At 58.5% G+C, this 19,068-nt stretch carries 19 protein-coding genes and 1 tRNA gene; 14 read left to right on the forward strand and 6 right to left on the reverse strand.

All coding sequences use genetic code 11. The features are described from left to right. The 5 genes from ACR0M9_RS07695 to ACR0M9_RS07715 all read left to right on the forward strand — a co-directional run. Positions 1 to 204, forward strand: a 204-nt coding sequence (locus tag ACR0M9_RS07695; RefSeq protein WP_480492726.1) for a hypothetical protein, incomplete at its 5' end; no start/stop codon positions are given. Positions 205 to 530: 326 nt separating this feature from the next. Continuing rightward, complete coding sequence (locus tag ACR0M9_RS07700; RefSeq protein WP_480538879.1) at positions 531 to 1,280, forward strand: 5-oxoprolinase subunit B family protein; 750 nt, start codon at positions 531 to 533, stop codon at positions 1,278 to 1,280. After that, positions 1,277 to 2,275: a 5-oxoprolinase subunit C family protein gene (locus ACR0M9_RS07705; protein ID WP_480773259.1), complete on the forward strand. Its 999-nt coding sequence runs from the start codon at positions 1,277 to 1,279 to the stop codon at positions 2,273 to 2,275. Before ACR0M9_RS07700 ends, ACR0M9_RS07705 begins: the two co-directional genes overlap by 4 nt. A gap of 12 nt (positions 2,276 to 2,287) precedes the next feature. Then, entirely contained in the window at positions 2,288 to 3,049 is a 762-nt protein-coding gene (locus ACR0M9_RS07710) for a LamB/YcsF family protein (RefSeq protein ID WP_480558938.1), read from the forward strand. Positions 3,050 to 3,199: 150 nt separating this feature from the next. Beyond that, positions 3,200 to 4,447 (forward strand): hypothetical protein, encoded by a 1,248-nt coding sequence (locus ACR0M9_RS07715; RefSeq protein ID WP_480773260.1) that lies wholly within the window; start codon positions 3,200 to 3,202, stop codon positions 4,445 to 4,447. Between the two features lie 55 nt (positions 4,448 to 4,502). On the opposite strand, the gene ACR0M9_RS07720 is transcribed toward ACR0M9_RS07715, so the two are convergent. Together ACR0M9_RS07720 and ACR0M9_RS07725 are read right to left on the reverse strand one after the other, a co-directional pair. After that, positions 4,503 to 5,897: a D-alanyl-D-alanine carboxypeptidase family protein gene (locus ACR0M9_RS07720; protein WP_480773261.1), complete on the reverse strand. Its 1,395-nt coding sequence runs from the start codon at positions 5,895 to 5,897 to the stop codon at positions 4,503 to 4,505. 279 nt (positions 5,898 to 6,176) lie between these two features. After that, positions 6,177 to 6,878: an HAD family hydrolase gene (locus ACR0M9_RS07725; RefSeq protein ID WP_480773262.1), complete on the reverse strand. Its 702-nt coding sequence runs from the start codon at positions 6,876 to 6,878 to the stop codon at positions 6,177 to 6,179. 93 nt (positions 6,879 to 6,971) lie between these two features. On the opposite strand from ACR0M9_RS07725, the gene clpS reads away from it, so the two are divergent. From clpS to hemF, 4 genes are read left to right on the forward strand one after another with little or no spacing between them, the layout of a single operon-like run. Next, entirely contained in the window at positions 6,972 to 7,313 is a 342-nt protein-coding gene (gene clpS / locus ACR0M9_RS07730) for an ATP-dependent Clp protease adapter ClpS (RefSeq protein ID WP_209598551.1), read from the forward strand. Between the two features lie 44 nt (positions 7,314 to 7,357). After that, entirely contained in the window at positions 7,358 to 8,323 is a 966-nt protein-coding gene (locus ACR0M9_RS07735; protein ID WP_480773263.1) for a class I SAM-dependent methyltransferase, read from the forward strand. A gap of 37 nt (positions 8,324 to 8,360) precedes the next feature. Then, on the forward strand, positions 8,361 to 9,161 hold the full coding sequence (locus tag ACR0M9_RS07740; protein WP_480773264.1) for an SDR family NAD(P)-dependent oxidoreductase: 801 nt from the start codon (positions 8,361 to 8,363) through the stop codon (positions 9,159 to 9,161). A gap of 5 nt (positions 9,162 to 9,166) precedes the next feature. After that, positions 9,167 to 10,051: an oxygen-dependent coproporphyrinogen oxidase gene (hemF, locus tag ACR0M9_RS07745; protein WP_480773265.1), complete on the forward strand. Its 885-nt coding sequence runs from the start codon at positions 9,167 to 9,169 to the stop codon at positions 10,049 to 10,051. A 3-nt stretch (positions 10,052 to 10,054) separates the two neighbouring features. Here the strand turns inward: hemF and ACR0M9_RS07750 are convergent, their stop codons facing one another. After that, entirely contained in the window at positions 10,055 to 10,504 is a 450-nt protein-coding gene (locus ACR0M9_RS07750) for a hypothetical protein (RefSeq protein WP_480773266.1), read from the reverse strand. A gap of 140 nt (positions 10,505 to 10,644) precedes the next feature. On the opposite strand from ACR0M9_RS07750, the gene ACR0M9_RS07755 reads away from it, so the two are divergent. Continuing rightward, positions 10,645 to 11,157, forward strand: coding sequence for a toxin-activating lysine-acyltransferase (locus tag ACR0M9_RS07755; protein ID WP_209507836.1), 513 nt, complete (start codon positions 10,645 to 10,647; stop codon positions 11,155 to 11,157). 39 nt (positions 11,158 to 11,196) lie between these two features. Next, a complete protein-coding gene (locus tag ACR0M9_RS07760) occupies positions 11,197 to 12,084 on the forward strand; it encodes a Hint domain-containing protein (RefSeq protein WP_480492799.1) in 888 nt (295 codons plus the stop codon). A gap of 2 nt (positions 12,085 to 12,086) precedes the next feature. Here the strand turns inward: ACR0M9_RS07760 and modC are convergent, their stop codons facing one another. From modC to modA, 3 genes are read right to left on the reverse strand one after another with little or no spacing between them, the layout of a single operon-like run. After that, entirely contained in the window at positions 12,087 to 13,187 is a 1,101-nt protein-coding gene (gene modC / locus ACR0M9_RS07765) for a molybdenum ABC transporter ATP-binding protein (RefSeq protein ID WP_480486811.1), read from the reverse strand. Then, complete coding sequence (gene modB / locus ACR0M9_RS07770) at positions 13,184 to 13,876, reverse strand: molybdate ABC transporter permease subunit (RefSeq protein WP_209598758.1); 693 nt, start codon at positions 13,874 to 13,876, stop codon at positions 13,184 to 13,186. Before modB ends, modC begins: the two co-directional genes overlap by 4 nt. Before the next feature lie 5 nt (positions 13,877 to 13,881). Next, complete coding sequence (modA, locus tag ACR0M9_RS07775) at positions 13,882 to 14,661, reverse strand: molybdate ABC transporter substrate-binding protein (protein ID WP_480773267.1); 780 nt, start codon at positions 14,659 to 14,661, stop codon at positions 13,882 to 13,884. 243 nt (positions 14,662 to 14,904) lie between these two features. Between modA and ACR0M9_RS07780 the strand changes: the two genes are divergently transcribed. From ACR0M9_RS07780 to ACR0M9_RS07790, 3 genes are all read left to right on the forward strand, one after another. Further along, a tRNA-Val gene (locus ACR0M9_RS07780) sits at positions 14,905 to 14,980 on the forward strand. Between the two features lie 146 nt (positions 14,981 to 15,126). After that, positions 15,127 to 18,723, forward strand: coding sequence for an adenylate/guanylate cyclase domain-containing protein (locus ACR0M9_RS07785; RefSeq protein WP_480773268.1), 3,597 nt, complete (start codon positions 15,127 to 15,129; stop codon positions 18,721 to 18,723). A 26-nt stretch (positions 18,724 to 18,749) separates the two neighbouring features. Then, positions 18,750 to 19,007 carry a DUF4242 domain-containing protein gene (locus tag ACR0M9_RS07790; RefSeq protein WP_209504668.1) on the forward strand — a complete coding sequence of 86 codons (258 nt, stop codon included), beginning with the start codon at positions 18,750 to 18,752 and terminating at the stop codon, positions 19,005 to 19,007. Positions 19,008 to 19,068 lie beyond the last annotated feature (61 nt).

The following is a 19,068-nucleotide window of genomic DNA, read 5'->3' on the forward strand; positions in this document are numbered from 1 at the left end:
AACCTCAACCTCAGATGCCCACCGTCTCTCCGGCGCGTCTCAACCGTCTTTCCAGTCCGTCAGGCCAACCTCAGTTGCGCCGGTGAAGGGGGTTCTAAGTATTACTCTCAAAACCCGCAAGCGGAAAATGACGTTATTGGTCTTTTTTTTGAATTTTCTTTGTTTATTGTTTTACTTCAACGGCTTACATTCATTCAAAATTGACCTCCACCCTTCTGTCCGGGTACTTTTGGGCACGATCTGACTGGCAAGCCCCATGAGACAAAATGGGCCGACACAAGATATAGAGACTCCGCGATTTCAAGATACAAGTCAGGGCGACTCGAAACGGGAAAACGAGTCGGAACTGCGGCCAGAATCCGGTCAAAAACCTCTCACCCCCGCCGGACGCCTAATACTGCGGGTCGCTCCCTGCCGGGATGTGGACGGAACAGGCACGATGTCCGCTATTGAACGCCCTGTCTTGCGCATCGCCTAAAGATGCGGTCAGGTTCCACCAATTCACTCTTCGATCCGAAAGCAGATCAGCAATGGCGCGCAACATTCAGTTTCCTTTGGTCAGAACCGTCGGATTTGACGGCGCGCTGGTGACCTTTGCGGATAGGATGACCGACACCGCGAACCGGGCAGCACTGGCGTTTCGGTCTGAAGTCGATCGTCTGCACTGGGATGAGGTGACCGAGTCGTCAGCCTCCCTGGGCTCGGCCTTTGTTCGGTTCGACACGCAGCGCATCTCTCATCAGAAGATGCTGCAAAAGCTTCGGGATCTGGTTGACCAGAAGGACTGGTACACTACACCCCTGCCCGCGGGTCGCAGGTTGTGGCGCGTTCCGACGGTTTACGGGACCGACCTTGCGCCCCAGCTTGACGATGCCGCCGCTGCTGCCGGCCTGTCACCGGAAGAAGCAATACGTCGGCTTGGACAATCCCGCGTGCGGGTTCTGACCATCGGCTTCGCTCCGGGGCAGCCTTATCTTGGGCCTCTGGGACCCGAATTCAACATTCCCCGGCTGCAAAGCCTGACCCCCATGGTGCCGGAAGGGGCTCTGGTTCTGGCGATCTCGCAATTTGTTCTGTTTTCCGGGCCGACGCCAACCGGGTGGCGGCATATCGGGCAGACCGCCTTTCGGTGTTTCCGTCCCGAAAGGGTCGAGGCCTTTACCCTTAGACCTGGCGATGAACTGTTGTTCGAGCCCGTTTCCCGCGACGTTCTGGAACACATCAGAGTCAACAACGAGGACGGCACAGGCGGCGCAACCTGTGAGGAGATCGCGCCATGAGCCTGATCGTCCACCGGATTGGCCCGGCCTGCACCATTCAGGATCAGGGGCGCACAGGTTTTCTGGATCAGGGGCTGTCCCGATCAGGGGCCGCGGATATTCTGGCCTTGCATGAAGGGGCGGCGTTGCTGGATCAAAGCCCAAACCTTGCGGCGCTGGAGATGGCCGGGATGGGAGGCGAGTTCGAGGCGACGCATAACACGCGCATCGCCCTGACTGGCGCACGAATGCAGGCCAGCATTGATGGCAGCCCTGTCGCCTGGAACGCCTCGCACCAACTGAGCGCCGGGCAAAGGCTGGTCATCGGGGCGACGCTGGCTGGAAACTACGGCTATCTGCATCTGGGCGGCGGTATTGATGCCGAGGTTTTTCTGGGGTCCCGCTCCACCCATCTGACAGCGCGGATTGGCCGGGCGTTACAGCAGGGTGACAGGCTGACCTGTGGACCGGATGCAGGCAACAGCGGGATGAAACTGGCTGCTGTCGAGCGGTTTTCGGGCGGGGTGCTGCATGTGGTTGCCAGTTTTCAGACATCTTTGTTTGACGGCGCGACGCTTGAACGGTTTGCCCAAACCAATTTCCGGCGCGGCGCACGCGCCAACCGGATGGGCATGCAGGTGGACAGCGACGGTGACGGCTTTGCCGCCTCGGGCCAGCTGAATATCCTGTCCGAGGTGATCACCCCCGGCGATATCCAGATGACCGGCACTGGCGATCCGTTCATCCTGTTGCCGGAATGTCAGACCACGGGCGGGTACCCTCGTATCGCGACCGTTCTGCCATGCGATATGTCCCGCGCGGCACAGACACCCGCAGGCGGCGACATCCGGTTCGAATTTGTCAGCATGGAACAGGCTGAAGAAATGCACAAAGCGTTCCTGTCAGACCTTGCGCGCCTGCCCTCAAAAGTCGAGGCACTGGTGCGTGATCCCCATGACATACCGGACCTGTTGTCCTACCAATTGATCGGCGGAGTGATCTCTGCCACCGACTAAGGAGATGTGCCAATGCCAAGCGTCGATCTGAATGCCGATATGGGGGAAAGCTTTGGTCCCTGGAAAATGGGCGATGACGAAAGCCTGTTGAAAATCATCACCTCGGCCAACATCGCCTGTGGGTTTCATGCCGGTGATCCGGATGTGATGGCATCAACGATGAAACTGGCGGCCGAAAACGACGTAGGCATCGGCGCGCATCCCGGCTTTCCAGATCTGCAGGGGTTTGGCCGGCGGAACATGAAGCTGCCCCATGACAACCTGTGCAATCTGGTCCGGTATCAGTTGGGGGCCGCAATCGGCATGGCCACGGCGGTTGGTACCAAGGTACGGCACCTGAAACTGCACGGGGCGCTGGCCAATATGTGTTCAGCCGATATCAATATGGCGCACGCCTGTTATCAGGGTGCACTGGATGTTGATCCCGATATCATCGTCATGGTGCTGGCCGCGACAAAACAGGAAGAGGCCGTGCGTGAACTCGGGTGCAATTGGGTGGGCGAGATTTTCGCCGACCGTGCATATAACGACGACGGAACACTGGTTGATCGCAGCCTGCCCGGCGCCGTCATCCACGACGCCGACGTCGCCGGACCTCGCATCCTGAACATGGTCCGCGAAGGTGCGATCATCACCGAAAGCGGCAAGCGGCTGGAAACGTCCATCGACACGATCTGCCTGCACGGGGATGGTCCAACTGCCGTTCAGATTGCCCGCTCAGTTCGCGAAAGCCTGATCGGGGGAAGTGTCGAGGTGACGAAATTCACCCGCTGAACATCATGCGTTAACGTCAGCAACCCAATTTCACGACTGTTGCCCGCACAGGTCTCAGCGCCTAGCATGGCGGGCAAGCACATGTTCTGAAAACCACAATTTCAAGCGATGCCTTGCTGCAGTCAGGGCTTCGTGCACGGAGGTAGTCGAATGTCCTTTGATCTGATGTCCTATCAACCCCGGGGCGACAAGAAGAACTCGGACTTCTTTGCGGAATACCTGCCGAAAATCTACGAGCGCCGGACAAGCTCGGGAATTGCCGATCAGGTCGGGCCAATGCGCGCGATCTGTATGCAGGTCGAAACCGGCGCGCTGTTCGATACGCTGGTCGAGCTTTACGTGATGACACCCTATCGCCACACCGCCAGCTATCTGGGGCAGACCCACAAATTTTCGGTCCTGCATTCGCATCCCGATTATCCCGCGCTGATCGTGATGGCCCCGCTCAGCCCCGGTTTCGAAGACTTCATTCCCCGCATCAATCGCATGTACCCGCTGGCCCGCAACACGCCGCAAACGCGGTATGTTGGCGAGGTTTTCGGCGCCAGCGATCTGAAGGCGCTGACCCGGACGCTTGAGGATCAGAATATCCGCTTCGAATATGCGGGAGACACAGAAAACCCGTTCTACACATTGGGCGGCTTCCGCTTCACGACCCCGTCCGATTTCACCTGCAACCGGGTCGGGTATTCGACACATGATTTCAATGACACAGACAGCCTCGGTCTTGGTGATCGCGTGTTGCTGAGTAACGCGGAACAGGCCCGGCTGGATCAGGCAGCCGCGTTCGGATCGGACAGCAAAATCGCGCCTTTGATGCTGGGCATCGATCATCTGGCGACCCGCGTGCTGGCGGGTGAGCGCGAGGATGCGATCCTCGAATTCCTGACCATGGTGCCCTACTATTTCTGGGGGGCTTACAACATCTTCGACATGAACTCGTCCACCAATGTGAACCGCAACGCCAATGTGGACGATGACAAGAAATCTCCGGCCAAGGTTTTCACCGCCAACAACACGCCGTCCTTCGTCAACTCATTCGCCAAGCTGCCGATGCCGACCGAGGATTTTGTGCGCAATTTTGGCCGTCGCCTGCATCACATGGCCGTCGAGATCAAGGATGGCGACCATGGTGCCGGGGAAAAGAATGTCGACTTTGTCGTGAACACGCTGAAGGACAAGGGCGTGCCGTTCCTGGCCCATGTGGTGGGCGAATGCAAAGACGACCCGAACCTGAAACAGATTTTCTCGAAACACTCGCAGAATACGCTTCTGATCACCGAATATATCGAGCGGTGTCACAAGTATGACGGGTTCTTCACCAAGGACAATGTCGCCGCCCTGACCGCCGCTGCGGGACAGGACGAGCAATATCAGCACGGTCACGTCTTCGATTAAAAAAGGGCCGCGGATGACCGCAGCCCAGACCCAACAGGAGAGATTATGCCGGACCTTATGATGGCCCGATCATGAAACAGGTGACATTGCGGGCTTGCAGACGACGACACGCCAGATCGGCCTGTTCCCGCGTCATGCCCTGGAATGTCGCATCAAATCCGCGCGAGCTCTGACTGACCTTGCGCAGACTGCCATCCAGCGTAGTCATTTCCGACAGCGCCGTTTTCAGCAGGATCTTCTCGGCCTCATATCGTGTGGTGTAGCGGCCCACATTGACCCCCCACAGATGCCCACCGGACGAGGACAGGCGGGTAATCACTTCCTGCTCGGGCTCTGGAGGGCTGGCGGGCTCGGTCGAGGCCAGCACCAGATTGTCCGGGCGCAATGCCGGGCGGGTGTCCGACGTTTCAACCGGCGGGGCGGTTGGAGCAATATCCGCTTCGGCAATCGCTGCGGCAATGCCGCTGCTGATACGGTCGCTGTTCTGGTCTGCCACGACCGCGACCGCACTGGCAACCTGTGTTGTGGCACTCGGGCGCCCAAGCGGGCGCAGGCTGGATTTCGGTGCTCCGCTCAGCGCTGCAACTTGGGTATCGCCCCCCAGCCCGACATTGCCCGCATAGACCGGGCGCTCAGGTTTGCGGATAGGTGCACGAGACGGGGCACGGCGAAACCCCAAATCCAGCAATTCCGCAACCTTGGCGTTCCGCGACGCCCCGGATTTACCACCAAAGACAGTTGCGATGATACGCTCATCCTTGCGTTTGGCCGACGCCACCAGGTTGAACCCCGCCGCACGTGTGTATCCGGTCTTTATTCCGTCCGCACCTTTATAGGCCGCCAGTAGGCGGCGGTTGGTGTTGGGAACAGTCTTGATACCGGCATCCGTCGATTGGCGCGAGAACAGGTTATAATACTGCGGGTAATCATATAGCAGATGCCGTCCCAGCGTGGTCATGTCACGCGCGCTGGACAGGTGCCCTGCCTCAGTCAGACCATGCGCATTCTTGAAGGTCGTGCGGCTCATTCCCATTGCTTTGGCGGTTCGGGTCATACGGCGGGCAAAGGCTGCTTCCGAGCCACTGATGGCAATGCCGATCGCCGTGGCCGCGTCGTTGGCCGATTTTACCGCAGCGGCGCGGATCAGATAGCGGAACGCAATCGTCTGGCCCGCGCGCAGGCCCAGCTTCGACGGGGGCTCGGCCGCCGCCTTCTGGGTAATCCGAACGGGTGTATCCAGTGTGATTTCGCCGTTTCGCACTGCCTCAAACGCGATATAGAGCGTCATCATCTTGGTCAGCGAGGCCGGGTGCAGCCGCGCATCCGCATTTCGTGAATGCAGCACCTCGCCAGTTCGGGCGTCAATCACCATAGCTGCATAAGGCGCCGCCATTGACCTGAGCGGCGCAAACGCCAGCACACATAGCAACGCTATAAGGAAAAAGCCCATTCGGGCCGGAACTGTCCGCCGAATCTGCACGATCTTTGCCTCTGTCTGCCTCACGCTGCCGGGTTTTCCCGGTCAGCAATATTTATTTTATTGTCTCCAAGGCTATCACAGCGACCCAATGAAATAAACCGAAAGCTGAGGTTTTCGCAGTTTCGTTTTGCGTCTGGGCTGAGGCTATATCTTGCGAATTTTCCCGTCAGAACCACCAGATGCGCGATAAAGGCAAAACTGCGCCCGGTTGCGGCAGGGTTTATGTGAAACTGAGGCGAAAAGGCAACATCACTTCAGGTCGCGCAACAGATCGGCCAGATCACCCAAATCCCTTAACTCGCGGAATCGGGGGCTTTCGACCGGGGCTTCTGCATGTTCCACCTCCCAGACCAGACCGTGGGGCACGTAGACACCCCAGCACCCGGCCTGAATCGGGGCTACGACATCTGACCGCATCGAATTGCCGATCATCATTGCGGCAGTCGGGCCATCACCATGACGGTCGAACACGAACCGATAGGTTTCGGGCGTCTTTTCGGAAACGATTTCCACACCATCGAACAGATCACCCAGCCCGGACTGGGCCAGTTTGCGTTCCTGATCGATCAAGTCGCCCTTGGTGATCAGGATAACCCGATACGCATCGGCAACACCTTCGACGGCCTCGCGGGCATGGGGTAACAGCTCGATCGGATGGGCCAGCATCTCTTGCCCCGCTTCGATCAGCTGCCGGATGACCCAGGCCGGAACGCGGCTTTCGGTGACTTCGATCGCCGTCTCGATCATCGACAGGACAAATCCCTTGATGCCATACCCATAGCGCTGAATGTTGCGTTTTTCTGCCGCAAGAAGACGGTCCATCAGGTGATCACGATCGGCATGATCGGCCAAGAGTTCAGCAAAACGAGCCTGCGTCAGCTGAAAAAACCGTTCGTTATGCCAAAGGGTGTCGTCTGCATCAAACCCGATTGTCGTCAGCTTGGTCGTCATCCCGTTTACGTCCGCTTGCTCTTTTCACCAGCCATGCACACGTTATATAAGCGCCAAGATAAACCCCAAGCCTGAATCGGACAGTTGCACACGATGCTTGAAATGATCTGGATGATGTCTGACAAGCCGGACGACGACAGTGACGCGTCCGTCCTGGTACAGACACGCCCAAAAACCAAGCGTCCGCCTTTATACAAGGTCCTGTTGCTGAACGACGATTATACACCGATGGAGTTTGTGGTGCATGTGCTTGAACGCTTCTTCGGCATGACCCATGCGCAGGCGTTCGAGATCATGCTGACCGTTCACAAGAAAGGCGTGGCCGTAGTCGGTGTTTTCAGCCACGAAATTGCCGAGACCAAAGTTGGTCAGGTGATGGATTTTGCCCGCCGGCACCAGCACCCTTTGCAATGCACAATGGAACGCGAAGAGTAAGGCCTTTGGCCTGACGCGCGCGCCTCTCTCAGCCGGAATTGCCCATGTCCCCTCGTCTGGAACTTGCCCTGCAAAACGGCCTGACACTGTCCCCCCCTCTTAGCGTGATCTGCCCCACGCCCGACCATGATCTGTCTGCGCTGGCGGGCGGCGCACAAGTTGTGCAGCCCTTCAAACCATTTCACGACCATTTCGCCGCGCAGGGTTTTGAAACGGTGCCCGACGCAGATGGCCCCTGTCAGGACGCCATTGTCTTTCTGCCCCGCGCCAAGGCACTGGCCCGGTCGCTCATTCAGCAGGCCTGTGCGCGGGCGAACGGCCTGGTTGTCATCGACGGTGCCAAGACGGACGGTGTGGACAGCATTTTGAAGGATGTGCGCAAGCGGGTTCCGGTCGAGGGACCGCTTTCCAAAGCACATGGCAAGATTTTCTGGTTTCAGGCCGATGATCAGGCCTTTGCGGACTGGGCCGCGCCGAAACAGCAGATGGTTGGCGGATACCACACGGCACCGGGTGTGTTTTCAGCGGACGGGATTGATCCTGCCTCGGCCCTGTTGCTGAAGACTCTGCCTGACCGGCTTGGCTCCTGCGTGGCCGATCTGGGTGCGGGATGGGGGTATCTGTCTGCGGAAATCCTGAAGCGCGGCGGGATAACCTCGCTGCATCTGGTCGAAGCTGACCATGCGGCCCTGACCTGCGCGCGGCTTAATGTTACTCAATCCCAGGCGCATTTCCACTGGAGCGATGCCGTATCCTGGACCGCCCCGGAACCTATCGACACCGTTGTGATGAACCCGCCATTCCACACGTCTCGCAGCGCGGATCCCACCTTGGGGCAAGGGTTTATAACCTCCGCCGCCCGCAATCTGACACGCAACGGAACCCTTTGGATGGTCGCCAACCGGCACCTTCCTTACGAAGCTACACTGAACGAACATTTCGCTCAGGTCGGTGAAATTGCCGGCGACAACCGGTTCAAGGTATTCCAGGCCTCTCGCCCTCGGCGTTAAGGCCCGTTAACCTGCGCCCCAATTCAGGAGGATTCGGATGTCCTTTTCCATCGCTGGCAAGACAGCAATCGTTACGGGCGGGGCCAGTGGCATCGGCCTGGCCATCGGGCGGCATTTCGCGGATGCGGGCGCAAATGTCATGTTTGCCGACATAGATGAAAAACGCCTGATCGACGAGCTTGGAGAACAGGCCGAAGGCAGCAATATCCGGTACTTTGCGGGCGATCTGCGCGAAAAGCTGACCATAGCCAACCTGTTATCTGCGACGCTGGATGCGTTCGACCAGGTGGATATTCTGGTCAACGGCGCACGGCAGGTGATCCCGTCTGATCCGCTGGATCCGGATGACGATTCGATGCGCACCCTGCTGAACCAGAACCTGATGCCCGCCCTGCGGCTCAGCCAGCTGGTTGCAAAGCGCATGATCAAACAGGCCGACGGCGATGTCGAAAGCCCGGCGGGGACGATCATCAACCTGTCCTCGATCGCGGCCCGGCGGACCCACCCCGATCTGATGGCCTATTCCGTCTCGACCGCAGCGCTGGATCAGCTGACCCGGTCCCTTGCGGTTGCGCTGGCTCCGAAACGTATCCGCGTCAACTCGATTGCGCTGGGTTCGGTCATGAGCGCATCGCTACAATCGACCCTCAAGGACAATCGCGACTACCGCGTCGATATCGAAAAGCACACGCCCTTGGCCCGCATCGCCTCGGCCACGGAACTGACGGAAACCGCGCAATATCTTGCGTCTGATGCAGCTGGTTTCGTCACCGGACAGATCCTGACAATCGATGGTGGCCGTACCCTGCTTGACCCGGTCGCAGCCCCTGCACATTAAGACCCATGTTCGAAACAGAAAAATCTACCGCCTCCGCCTGGTTTCGCCAATTGCGCGATGACATCGTTGCAGCGTTCGAAGCCCTTGAAGACAGCCACACCGACGGGCCGTTTGCCGATGCCGCACCCGGTCGGTTCGAGGTCAAGGAAACCAAACGCCAGTCGGACGATGGGTCAGACGCGGGCGGCGGGCTGATGTCGGTCATGCGCGGCGGGCGTGTGTTTGAAAAGGTTGGTGTCAATGTCTCGACTGTCTACGGCACGCTGGGCGAACGTGCGCAACAAGCGATGGCGGCGCGCAAAGGCATCCCCGGAATGACCGAAGACCCGCGCTTCTGGGCGTCGGGTATCAGCCTTGTGGCCCATATGCAGAACCCCCGTGCCCCGGCGGTCCACATGAATACACGCATGTTCTGGACACCCCATGCCTGGTGGTTCGGTGGCGGCTCGGACCTCAACCCCTGCATCGAGTATGACGAGGACACCGCGCATTTCCATGCCACGCAAAAGGCGCATCTGGACCCGCACGGACCCGCCCATTACCCGCGCCTCAAGGAATGGGCTGACGAGTATTTCTATATCCCTCACCGCAAACGCGCGCGTGGCGTCGGCGGGATCTTCATGGACGACTATTGCACCGGTGACTGGCAGGCGGATTTTGCCCTGACACAGGATATTGGCAGGGCCTTTCTGCCCGCCTTCCTTCCCTTGGTTGAAAAGCGCCGCGTTCAGAACTTCTCAGAAGCGGACAAGACCACCCAACTGGTGCATCGCGGCCTTTATGCGGAATACAACCTCGTCTATGACCGGGGCACAAAATTCGGTCTGGAAACCGGGCATGACCCGGATGCCGTTCTGATGAGCCTGCCTCCGATGGCAAAATGGGTCTGACGATCAGAACGGGTCCATGATGAAATTGTCGTAGCAATAGTTCTGCGCCGACACCGCCGACATGTTTGCTCCGACTTTCTTGACCGTGATCGAATAGCCGGGTTTCGTATCGGCCCCCGGCGGCGGAGTCATGGAAAATTGCACCGTTCGCACGCCGGGTTCATACGCCCGCCAGATATAGATCCTCTGCGAGTTCGGAACGCCCAGTGTGCGAATGGCATAATCTCCGATCCCGCACCAATAATTGACCGGCGCGGATGAACCGACAGCCTTTACTTCGTAAACCCCGTCCGGCAAGGGCGTGATCTCGGTTCGGAACTGCGGCCGGACTGACAGGCCGAACCCCACCGCCCCAGCCACCGCTGGCGCTAAAACAAGTGTGGCAGTGATGAATGGCTTGAGAAAACGCATGATCCAGATATCCCAAAACGATGGCACCAATACCGATAGCATAACCACGACACCCTGCGAGTAAAGTGGGGCAAACCAGCTGCGCCGGCACAGTTATCCGGGGAAATTCCACTATTCATATCGCCGGAAACAAGTACACTACCCGAAAGAATTAATAACGCATCAAACTGTCGGCAGTTCCGTTGAACAAGAGTTTTCCAAAAGACTGGTTCGATTTCCCACCCGAGAAATATGCGGATCTGGGGGCGATGTTCTATCTCGCGGGTCTGACAAAAACGCACCAGAAACGTAACCTTGCACAAGTTCTTTATGCGTTCGAAACCCCGTTCCGTCTGGGCCAATACCAGATCTTCAGGCAAAATGGCTTTCCCCGCGGATTCGTCACTTTTGCCGGTCTCAGCCCCGACGCCGAATATCGCTATGCGGTGAAAGAAACGTCACTGACAGACAAGGATTTTACCAGCGGGTCTTCCTTCTGGATCATCGACCTTGTCGCGCCGTTTGGACAGACCAGCCAGATTGTTGATATCCTCAAGCAAGAGATCCCGCATCCGCGCGTGCGCACCAACCGAATGGACAGCGACATGACACGCAACCGGATTGTCGAATGGACACGGGACGATGCAGGCGAGGTTCATATGCGCCTGTACCGAAAGAAGGAATTTGAGCGGATGCTGCAACAAGGCGAGGTCTAGTTGGTTTCAGTTCCGATCACAGGTGAATTGACCGGCAACGTGACCGGGTCCCCACCCAATGTGGCGATGGGGCAACCCACGCTGAACAACGGAAACTTTACACCGCTCACCCAAACCTGGACAATTGCGACACCCCCTGCCAACGGTACAGCCACGATCGACCCAAATACCGGTGAGTGGACCTATACGGTCGATCCGACGTTTTTCGACAGCCTCGACAATGGTGAAGTTGTTTTTGATTCCTTCTTCATCAGTGTCTCGGGAACAACGCAAGCCGGTCCGATTACACTTCCGTTTACCGGCTCCCCGGACCCGGTAGAGGTGGTCATCCGGATCGAAGGCGTGTGTTTCGTAGCCGGAACCCTGATCGAGGCCGAAAACGGCCCCCGCGCCATAGAGACCCTGAAGGTCGGGGACAAGGTGGCGACAGCCGATCACGGGTTGCAACCTGTTCGCTGGATCGAAAGCAGCACGATCCCACCCGACCGATTACGCAATGAACCCGCAATGTGGCCCGTTCGCATCTCGGCAAGCAGTCTGGGATCCAACACACCCTCGCGGGATCTTCTGGTGTCTCAGCAGCACCGTATTCTGGTGAAAGGCCCCCGGGTCGAACTGCTTTTCGGAACCACCGAAGCGCTGGTTGCCGCCAAGCACCTGTGCAGATGGCCCGGAATAGGGCTCGATACCTCGGTTGAAACGGTCGAGTATCTTCACATCCTGCTGGATCGGCACGAAATCCTCTCGGCGGATGGGGCACAGGCAGAAAGCCTGTTTCTGGGGGAAGAGGCGCTACATACCCTTTCATCCGACGCGCTCCAGGAACTGGCCGCCATATTTCCCGACCGTCCCTCCTCTGGCCATCAGGGGTTTGGGCGCGCCGCGCGCCTTATCCTGCTGGAACACGAAGCCCGCGCACTTGCCTGAGGTCAGGTGCCAGTCCCGATACGGCCACCGACATTCTGCGGGGCCAGTGCAACCGTCTTGATCACGGCATGGCACGTGCTGCCCGGCTGCAAGTTCAACGCCGCAACTGACCGGCGCGTGACCCGTGCAAGAACAGTCCCAGCCAGTGTCCTGACCGACACGATCGCTCCGGGACCTTCACCCGACCGGATCGAGTCGACCGTCCCGCTGAGCACGTTCAATGCCGACAGACCCTCGGGCTTTTGGACGGACAGGATCACCTCTTGCGCCGGAATGCGAATTCGCAGATGCGCGCCGACCTCCTGCCCGATACGTGGCAGAAACAGACGCGCGCCATTTGCGTTCAGCTCGGTCAACCCGTCAGCGTGGTGCTGGTGCACCTGCACTTCCAACACGGCCCCGACCGCGCGCACACCTGCGGGCGCCACGGACGGATCCGACAGAACCTCGGACGCGGGGCCATGGCGGACGACCCTGCCATCCTGCAAAGCGACAACCGATGTGGCCAGACGGGCCACCTCGTCGGCTGAGTGGGTCACATACAGGATCGGGACAGACACCTCATCCCTGAGACGCTCGAAATAGGGCAGGATCTCCGCCTTGCGGGCCTCGTCCAGCGCCGCAAGCGGTTCATCTGCAAGGATCAGTCGCGGGCTGGCCAGCAACGCCCTGCCTATCGACACGCGCTGTTTTTCGCCTCCTGACAACCCGGCTGGACGGCGATTCAGAAGGTGGCCGATCCCCAGCATCTCGATGACCTTTTCCGGGTCTTCACGCCGCGCGCTTTTGGGGGCGAACCAGCGGCCATAGGCAAGGTTCTGGCGCACGGTCAGATGCGGGAACAACCGCCCCTCCTGAAAAATATAGCCCAACCGCCGCCGGTGCGGTGGCAGCCAATGCCCCCTATCGGTGTCAAACAACACCCAGTCATCCACGGCCACCCTGCCCGCGCGCGGCCGCAGCAATCCGGCCACCGCGTTGACAATCGTGGTCTTGCCCGACCCGGAACGCCCAAACAGCACGGTCACACCGGGTGGCGCGTCAAAACTGACCTCCAGATCGATCCCCGGCAGCTGATGATGCAAGCGAACGGACAGGCTCATGATCCGGCCACCCGCGCGGCAGCGCGCCGTCCCACATATTCCGACAGCAATAGCGCGCCCATGGCGATGACGATCGAGATCAGGACCAGCCGCGTTGCAGCAGCCTCGCCCCCCGGCACCTGCAAGAAGGCGTATACAGCCGATGGTAATGTCTGCGTCTGGCCCGGAATATTCGAAACGAATGTAATCGTGGCCCCAAACTCACCCATGGCCTTGGCAAAGGCCAGAATGGCCCCGGCGATGACACCGGGCAGGATCATCGGCAAGGTCACGGTCAGAAACACCATAGGCCGCGACGCCCCCAGCGTCGCCCCCGCCTGTTCCAGCTTCGGGTCCACCGCCTCGATCGACAGACGTATCGCCCGGACCATCAGCGGAAACGCCATGATACCAGCGGCCAGCGCGGCCCCAGTCCAGCGAAAGGCAACCACAATGCCGAACTCGGCCAAGAACCGCCCCAACGGCCCCTGAATGCCGAAGGTCAGCAACAGCAGATACCCCGTCACAACCGGCGGCAGGATCAAAGGTAAATGCACCAGACCATTCAGAACCTGCCGCCCGGGGAACCGCCAGCGGGCCAGAATGTAGGCCACGAAAATCCCGACCGGCAAAGTCGCCAGCGTCGCCCAGAATGACACGCGCAGCGACAGCTTCAGCGCTTCGACTTCAGCGGGGCCCAACCACTCCAACGCGATCACCCGCCCGGCAAGGAAAATCCCTGCTCCTGAAAAATAGCCAAAGCCGCATCGCTGTGCAGATGATCCAGAAAAGCCCGCGCCGCACCCGTGGCATTACCTGTCATCGCCGCCGGATAGATGATCGGAGGGTGCAGGTCGTTGGGAATACTGGCCACAACACTGACCCGCTGTTCCGCCTGCGCATCCGATCGATAGACGATCCCCAGAGGCGCAGCACCCGTTGCCACAAGGGCCAGCGCAGCGCGCACATTGTCGGTTTGTGCCACTCGGTCCTGCACCGCCCCCCACAGGTTCAGCCCCTGCAAAGCCGCCTTGCCGTAGATACCGGCGGGCACCGCATCGACCAGCGCCATGGCCAGAAAGCCTTCGCCCAGCTCGGCCCTGAGGTCATGAACCACCCGAATGTCGCCCAGAACAGGACGCCCCGCAGCGCCGATCAGAACCAGACTGTTGCCCAGCAAATCCGACCGTGTCCCTGGCCGCAGCAAGCCCTGCTGTTCCAGAAAATCCATCCAGTCGGCATTGGCCGAGATGAACACGTCCGCAGGCGCACCCTGCTGAATCTGCCGCGCCAGTACCGAAGACGCCGCGTAAGACACGGTGACATCCTGCCCCGTCCGCTCTGTGTATTCCGTTGCGATTTCGTCCAAAGCGGTCTTGAGACTGGCCGCGGCGAAAACCAAAACCCCTTCTGCCCCGGCCCGAACCGGAGCCAGCACAAATGCGCCAAGGACCAGTGCCACCATCCAGATACGGCAGGCGAAGGGTAGGATCATGTGTGCTCCCGACCGGAAAGTTGCAGTCTCTTCGGGCATATCGGAGGCCATAGGGCTCTTGCAAGCGCCTTTGATCTTTTCCAGACCACACGCCTGAAACCCACGCAGACCTGCCTCATAAGCCCATGCTCACCGAGGCTGGCGTTGTTGAGGGCGGCATTTCCTATCCGCAACCCATCGCGGAATAAAAATCTCACAGACCCTCTTGCGCCCGCCCGCTGGCTTGGCTACATGCAGCGTCACGGGTGATTAGCTCAGTTGGTAGAGCGCTTCGTTTACACCGAAGATGTCGGGAGTTCGAGTCTCTCATCACCCACCATCCTTTCCCCACAATTTATCAAGGTCTTACGTGACTGGCACATTTTGCTGTGCTGCGCGTGAAACTGTGTCCGCTGCGCATTGATCGCCCCGCTGAGTAAATAGCGTTTTCTTGATTAGTGACACGTATCTCAGCATGATCCGGATATGTCGGTTGAAATGGACACGTGGCTAAACGACCTCGGATTGGGTCAGTACGCAAGTGCCTTTGCGGAAAACGACATTGATGCGCGGGTTTTGCCATTGCTGACAGGCGACGACCTGAAAGAGCTTGGGGTAAGCCTTGGTCACCGAAAGATCATCCTTGCGGCGGTTCAGGATTTGGTTGGCTCTGGGCGCCTGTCTTCATCAGCGCCAGCCGCAGGGGAGCCAACCAGCGAGAAAACTCAGCCATCCGCCCTTGATGATGTGCATGGCGAAGCTGCACCAGCAAAAAAGCCCATCGCACCTGCGGCTGAGCGGCGTCATCTGACAGTCTTGTTCGCTGATCTGGTCGGCTCGACGGAGTTGACCAACCGATTTGATCCCGAAGACATGCGGGATCTGCTACAGAACTATCAGGATACCGTCGCGGGGGCAGTGAGCAGGTATGGTGGCTATGTCGCGAAATATCTTGGCGACGGTCTTCTTGTGTTTTTCGGCTGGCCAACAGCCTACGAAGATCACGCCATTCGCGCGATAAAGGCGGGGCTTGAGTGCGTCCGTCGGGTTGAAGAGCTCAACGCCCCTGACGGTGAGCGTTTGTCAGCCAGACTGGGTATTGCCAGCGGCGATGTCGTGGTCGGTGACACGATCGGCGAAAACTCGTACGAAGAAGGTGCCATGACCGGGCCGGCGGTCAATCTGGCGGCGCGGATACAGGAACACGCCCTGCCAAACTCGGTGGTTTTGTCTGCAGAAGAAACCGAAGCCGCCTTGCACCGGATATTCGAGTTCGAGACCCTTGGATCAACTCAGTTGAAGGGTTTCAAAGACCCTCGGACCTTGTTGAAGGTCGTATCGGAACGCAGCGCGGAAAGCCGGTTTCGCGCGTCATACAAGGATGACGCTGGCAGCACCATGATTGGCCGGGACTACGAAAAGGGTATCCTGTTGCAATCGTGGCAACGTGCCCAAAACGGTCATGGTGAGGTCGTTCTGCTGTCGGGGGAGGCGGGGATTGGAAAGTCGCGCCTGACTGAGGGGTTTCTTGCGGACGTTACAGCAACCGGACAAGCCGATGTGATAAGGCTGAACTGCTCGCCCTATCTGACCAGCAGCCCCTTTCATCCGGTCACCCAGCGAATTTCACAGGATGCGGGCGTTGAACCGGATTTTGACGACAATCAAATTCTGGAACATGTCAGGAAGCTGCTGGAAGGCCGGGAAGGTCTGGACTGGGAACAGGTTCTGCCTGTCTTTGCAGCGCTGGTTGCGCCGCGCAGCGCGCTGGCTCGTGAAGTTCTCGAGATGTCGCCGCAGGAGCAACGCGACATAACGATCCAAACCCTGATCCATGCGGTGCAGGTCCGGGCAAGTGTACGCCCGGTTATTCTGTGTGTTGAGGATGCACATTGGATCGATCCCTCGACGCAAGCCCTGCTGGAGCGGGTCAAGGCGATTTGTACCGATCTTCCCCTGATGGTCCTGATGACCCACAGACCTGGGTGGGACCTGGCCCGCGATGACGGGGACACGCATGTTCAAACACTCCTGCTGCGCCGGTTCGGTTCTGCTGATGTCTCGGATCTGGTCCGCAATATCACTGGCAAGGACCCGGACGATGCCTTGATCGCGACAATCATCGAAAAAACGGACGGTGTGCCCCTGTTTGTCGAAGAATTGACCCAGGCGATCGTGAATGCTGATGAACAGGGACAAGTCCGCATACCATCCTCGCTGAAGGGCGCCTTGATGGCGCGGCTTGATGCAGTTTCGCCCGAGGCCAAACAGGTCGCGTTGACGGGGTCGGTCATTGGGCGGGAATTTGAACCAGATTTGTTAAGGGCCGCGATGGGGCTGGAACGCGCGGATATCAATCTTCGCCTCGAAGAACTGTCGCGAACGGGACTGATCTTTGAAAGCGGAAACAACCGCGGGCATTTTGTGTTCCGCCATGCCCTTATCCGCGATACGGCATATCAATCCATGCTGAGCTCTACCCGCAGGCAGCAACATTCAAACGTTGCCCGCGCACTGATCGCGATGCGATCAGCTGAAATCGATCGCCGCCCCGAACTGGTGGCCCGCCATCTGTCAGAAGCAGAAGATTGGCGCGCCGCATTCGACAAATGGGAAGCTGCGGCTGAAATGGCATTGGCCCGGTCAGCCAGCCAGGAAGCGATGACCAATGCCCAGGAGACGCTCAAAGCGGCTAAGCGTCTGAACTCGGAAACCAGCCCGGAAATGGTCAGGGGCATGATCCTGGTTGGCCGCAGCCATGACAGCCAGGGTCAGTTGTCCGAGGCGATGGCGGTTCTGAAAAGTGCATCTAACGCTGCACGGAAACTCCACAATGTGCAGTTGTCAGCCGATGCAGCCAATCATTTTGCTGACTCGTGCATGATGACAAGCAAGCGACATCACGAGGCCATTGACCTTTGTGAAAAGGCGCTGAAAGACCTGTCTGACAGTGACGAAGTCAGGCGGTGCCGGTTGATGAGCCAACTAGCACGGGCGTATATGTTTGTCGGCCAGTTTTCCGAAGGCACCCGCTTTGGTCAGCAATCCATGGAACTGGCAGCGAAGCTTGGGGATCATAAATCCCAGTTTTCGGTAATGATGATGCATTTTGGGGCGCCATTCATCGCGCGCAACGGGCGAGAGGCGCGCCATTGGCGTGAAAACCTGGATGCCATGCATCGGGTCGCAGAAAAGCTTGGCACCATTGATCAGGGCCGCGACCGGACGCTCAGCCTGTTTGTCGGTGCTGAAATGGCCGACCGCGACCTGATGGACAACTCACTCGAATTGCTGACTGCGATTTCCGAAAAGGACAATCATCTGCAACTCTATTGGGTTCAGAAACACGCACGCGCCATGGTTGCAATCATGGACGGCGACTTTGTTCAGGCTGAAAAGCACGCCACCGAAGCGGTCAAGATCGGCCGAAAAACGCACGGCGAACATGTCGAGGGCGTTTTCGGCGTTCAGATGTTCACCATCCGCCGCGAGCAGAACCGCCTGCACGAGGTCGCGCCTGTGATCAAGAAACTGATGACCGACAGCCCCGAAGACATATCGTGGAAGCCGGGTTTTGGCCTTATCGCAGCCGAACTGGGGTACACGGAACCCGCCGAAAAAATACTGAATGAAATGGCGGAAAACGGCTTCGACCTGCCGCCAGATGCCATGTATTCAACAACACTGTCCTATCTTGCCGACATCTGTGTGGCAGTCGGGCATCCGGATCATGCCCAGACGCTTTACGGTATGCTGCAACCCTACGAGGACCTGACGATCACCGCAGGGGCAACCACAGTCTGCACAGGTGCCGCAGCCCGACGCTTGGGGAACCTGGCAACGGTGCTGAAAGACTGGGAAATTGCCGGGAAGATGTTCCGGAAAGCCATCGAGATTGACACGAGGATGAATTGCCCGCCATGGATTGCGCATTGCAAGGCAGCGTATGCATCCGCACTCAGACAACAGGGCCGCCCCAGCGATTTGGAACTGGCGTTTCAACTGGAAGGGGAAGCGTTGGCAATATCACAGAAATTGAGTATGGTTTCCCTTAAGTCAAAGCTCGAAGGGGTAGCCAGTTAAGGCCCGGAAAATGCTTGGGGGGCATAATGCCACGATACATCATTGAACGGAATTTTGCCGAGCAGCTGAATATCAGCGACAACGACAAAATTCACATCAAAGAAATCAACGACGAAGTCGGCATTGAATGGATCTTTTCCTTCCTCAGCGCAGATAAGCGCAAAACATACTGCCTTTACGAAGCCCCGGATGAAGAAAGCCTGCGAAAAGCGGCCGAGCGTCTAAACATTCCTGCCGATGTCATCACGCCGGTAGATCGGATCGATCCGGGAATATTTGCCTGACGACCAGCTTTCCCCCACAACCAAGTATCCCCTTCTCAGGGCAATAACAAATTCACGAGGC

The sequence above is a fragment of the Ruegeria sp. CH2 genome (genome assembly GCF_056537065.1).